1 protein-coding gene is annotated in these 305 nt (G+C 54.8%); it reads right to left on the reverse strand.

Going from position 1 to position 305, the window contains the following annotated elements; translation table 11 throughout:
• Positions 1-305, reverse strand: a 305-nt coding sequence (locus OGV77_RS00015; protein WP_286502525.1) for a DUF6453 family protein, incomplete at both ends; no start/stop codon positions are given.

Below are 305 nucleotides of genomic sequence, written 5' to 3' on the forward strand. Positions count from 1 at the left end.
CCATCCATACGGACCTGCACGCCGGTATAAACTATCTGGCAGAACCCGCCGCCAATATTCTGGAAAGCATCGGTGATCTGAATTTGTCGGTCATACACAAAGGGGCGTTTCAGCGTGGAGAACGTGACCTGACCTGCGGCGTTGGTCATCGTAATACCGTCTCCGCCGACTGGTGCGGTCTGGTTGAATATCACCAGGTCTATCGTCGCCGTTCCGGCCACGTCGTCCCGCCCTGTGTAGGAAATATCGCGAACGATGATACTGGTGCCATCAAACCCCACCGACACATTCGGGTTATCCCATTT

The organism is Citrobacter sp. Ce129 (assembly GCF_030334545.1).
Classification (GTDB): Bacteria; Pseudomonadota; Gammaproteobacteria; order Enterobacterales; family Enterobacteriaceae; genus Citrobacter; species Citrobacter europaeus.